This window comes from Moorena sp. SIO3I6 (assembly GCF_010672095.1).
In genome coordinates this window covers 1-2,851 of record NZ_JAAHHU010000546.1, presented here as the reverse complement: position 1 = coordinate 2,851, position 2,851 = coordinate 1, and the positions used below count along the sequence as shown (strand labels likewise).

The 2,851-nt window shown below is 44.7% G+C and carries 4 protein-coding genes; 1 reads left to right on the top strand and 3 read right to left on the bottom strand.

Translation table 11 applies throughout. The features are described from left to right. The first annotated feature begins 278 nt into the window (after positions 1–278). Positions 279–542 (top strand): exodeoxyribonuclease VII small subunit, encoded by a 264-nt coding sequence (xseB, locus tag F6K49_RS39295; protein ID WP_293105995.1) that lies wholly within the window; start codon positions 279–281, stop codon positions 540–542. Positions 543–670: 128 nt separating this feature from the next. Here the strand turns inward: xseB and F6K49_RS39290 are convergent, their stop codons facing one another. From F6K49_RS39290 to F6K49_RS39280, 3 genes are all read right to left on the bottom strand, one after another. Next, positions 671–1,279 carry a hypothetical protein gene (locus F6K49_RS39290; RefSeq protein WP_293105991.1) on the bottom strand — a complete coding sequence of 203 codons (609 nt, stop codon included), beginning with the start codon at positions 1,277–1,279 and terminating at the stop codon, positions 671–673. Between the two features lie 27 nt (positions 1,280–1,306). Further along, on the bottom strand, positions 1,307–1,498 hold the full coding sequence (locus tag F6K49_RS39285; RefSeq protein ID WP_293105987.1) for a hypothetical protein: 192 nt from the start codon (positions 1,496–1,498) through the stop codon (positions 1,307–1,309). A 99-nt stretch (positions 1,499–1,597) separates the two neighbouring features. Then, complete coding sequence (locus F6K49_RS39280; RefSeq protein ID WP_293061998.1) at positions 1,598–2,791, bottom strand: DNA double-strand break repair nuclease NurA; 1,194 nt, start codon at positions 2,789–2,791, stop codon at positions 1,598–1,600. Positions 2,792–2,851 lie beyond the last annotated feature (60 nt).

The following is a 2,851-nucleotide window of genomic DNA, read 5'->3' as shown; positions in this document are numbered from 1 at the left end:
GGGGTTAGGGTGTGTTTTTAAAGTTTTCCGCAAGATTATGATCCCCCCCAGCCCCCCTTAAAAAAGGGGGGAGCCATATTCAAAGTCCCCCTTTTTTAAGGGGGATTTAGGGGGATCTCCGAGGCAAGAAAACACGACCTAGGGGTGGGTTCCTCTTGCCTATTGCCTATTGCCTCTTGCCTCTTCTCCCTGTTCCCGATTCCCGATTCCCGATTCCCTATTCCCGATTCCCTAAAATCCAAAAATTGTGTACCTCAACCCATTGACAATTACTATCTATGGAAACTCAATCTGATTCAAACCTAACTGATTCAAACTTAAGTAAAATCCCTTCTGGAGAAACCTGGAACTATGAAGCAACGGTGGCTAAAGTTGAAACTATTATTAGGCAAATAGAAACAGGAGAACTAGAACTAGCAGAGGTGTTTGATCAGTTCTCCGCTGCTGTCGAATATCTCCATCAATGTGAAGATTTTCTGGATCAGCGACAGCAACAGATGGATTTGTTGATTGAGACGCTGACCAATGATTCTGATTTTTAATAGTAATTAGCCCGTCAGCTATCAGCCGTCAGGTTTTGAATAAAAGAGGTAAGCATTAGTTTAATAGTCACAGGCTAGAAGCCTGTTCCACAAACTAGAAGCCTGTGCCACAAAGCTGACCGCTGACATCAGCCCATCCCTTGAATACCAACATGTCCAGCAAAGGCATACCAATCTTCACTAAAGCCCTTGAATTCTAGGTCTTTCAGGGTAAATTTTACGTGATTCTCCTCCAGCGTAAACTTAACCGTATTATCAGCATTAGCTTGATCTGTCACAATCACCAAATCAGTGCCTGCTGGAATTTCCTGCTTTGATGCTTCATTCAACATATTAGATTGAATAGGAGCTCGCTTAATTACCGTATCTTGATTAAAGAAAAGGTTAAGTAAAACGGGTTGATTGACTAAGGTATTCTGATAAATAGGAATGTTGAAAACAGTCTGATCCTCTTGTTTAGAGACTACATTACTAACCGTTTCTACCGGTTGAATACTCTCCATCATAATTGCTACATGGTCTTCAAAGGCATACCAATCACCACTGAACCCCTTAAACGCAATATCTTTTAAACCCAGTTTAAGGTGATTGCCAGATTCCTGACCATAATAGCGAAGTACTAATATAGTACCTGCTGGTATCATCTGACGTTTATTATCAGGCAATTGCGACGATTGAATCGGCTCTTGCTTGAGATAGCTATCTTGCTTAAACAGAATTCTTAATACATTTGCCATGACACTAGAACAGTTTTTAATTATTGGTTAAGGTACTTTCGTTTTAGGTTTTAGGGAGCAGGGACTTCGGAGCAGGGAGCAGGGAATAGGGAATAGGGAACAGGGAATAGGGAACAGGGAATAGGGAACAGCGGATCTGGGAAAAAAACCTTGGCCAAAAGGCCACGCTACGCGAACAACCTGCAACCAACTCACCTTAAACCTTGGCCAAAAGGCCACGCTACGCGAACAAGCTTAAACCTCCAACCTCCAACCTCCAACCTTCAACCTCAAACCTTCAACCTTAAACCTTCAACCCTTAAACCTTCAACCCTTAAGTCAACTAATACTACCCCGTTTACGAGCTTCCTTATAGGATATTCCCACATTCTTGACACCTGCCCGAATCATTTGTTGTTCAAGCAAAGCAAAGAAGCGATTCCGGTCACCGGCCTTAATCACGGCCTGATTATGAGCTTCAGACACAGCAATGGGATAACCATATCCTTTATAGACCTGCCCCAGCATTAAACTCAAGGCTTGATTGAGCAATGCTGAATTCTGGGCTACCCATTCTGGCATCTCGATCCGAGCAATTTCTGTACCCACATGGACATAACAGAAATAGATCCGGTGATGGTCGTATAATTCCAGAATCCGTGCGGAACTCTGAAATAGAGGGCTACGCTGTCCTGGTTGCAATAAACTTGCCCAGAGAGTGGTATCCCGCAAGGGGTCAATCACCTGACAAGGCAACTTGTCCGTGAGATTACCACATTGGGTGATACATTTGGGTGTTTCATAGGGACAAGCGGGTAATCTCAGGAAATTCACCATTTCCACACTACGAGAAGCACTCAGGTAGCCGATCAGGGGTACATTAACAGCACGCAACTGCTCCCAAGCTGTTAGAATCGGAGGCAAGATGCGATCGCGTGCTTCCCCTGGCATCCCATCAAGAAACCAGTAAATCAGGGAACCATCTACTATCGCTAAATTCGGAGTATCCCTGTGGGGAGCTGGTGGATTCACCCAACGGCAAGCCATTTCTGCTAACATCGATACCTCGGAAATGGTGCGCCGATGTCCCATCCACTCCTCCGTGCGAATCCCCCACTGACGAGAAATATATAAGTCTTCTGGTCGGTAGAATACTTCCGGCACACTATCCAACAGAGGGTAAAGACTTTGTCCATAGTGCAACATTATCCGACCCACATTAATCACATAACAGTAGAGGATTTCGTGGTGAGAGGGGGAAATTTGAGACCCATCGGTGGCGAAAACACTATGGCTTTCTGGGGGACTACTGATATCAACACAAGTATCGAGAGATTCTACTGGTGTTGCCGCCGTGAAGATCATGCGATCGCGCCATTCTTGATGAGACTTGACCAAACTCTCTTGTTGTGTTTTAGCCTTTGCCAGTAATTGTTCCGCCCGTTCTAGGCGTTGGCGAGACGCCACCGCCTCTAGTCTCAGGTGGTTACTAATACCAGGGATTTGTCCTGCCAGTTTTGCCAGATCAAGCATGGAGAGCTCATCAGTAGATTTACTGTAGATTTACTAATTTTAAAGTAGTGATCTGTAACA

Bases quoted from the DNA above. Each gene is read 5' to 3' on its own strand.
- xseB (WP_293105995.1), top strand. From the start codon at position 279: ATGGAAACTCAATCTGATTCAAACCTAACTGATTCAAACTTAAGTAAA.
- F6K49_RS39290 (WP_293105991.1), bottom strand. From the start codon at position 1,279: ATGGCAAATGTATTAAGAATTCTGTTTAAGCAAGATAGCTATCTCAAG.
- F6K49_RS39280 (WP_293061998.1), bottom strand. From the start codon at position 2,791: ATGCTTGATCTGGCAAAACTGGCAGGACAAATCCCTGGTATTAGTAAC.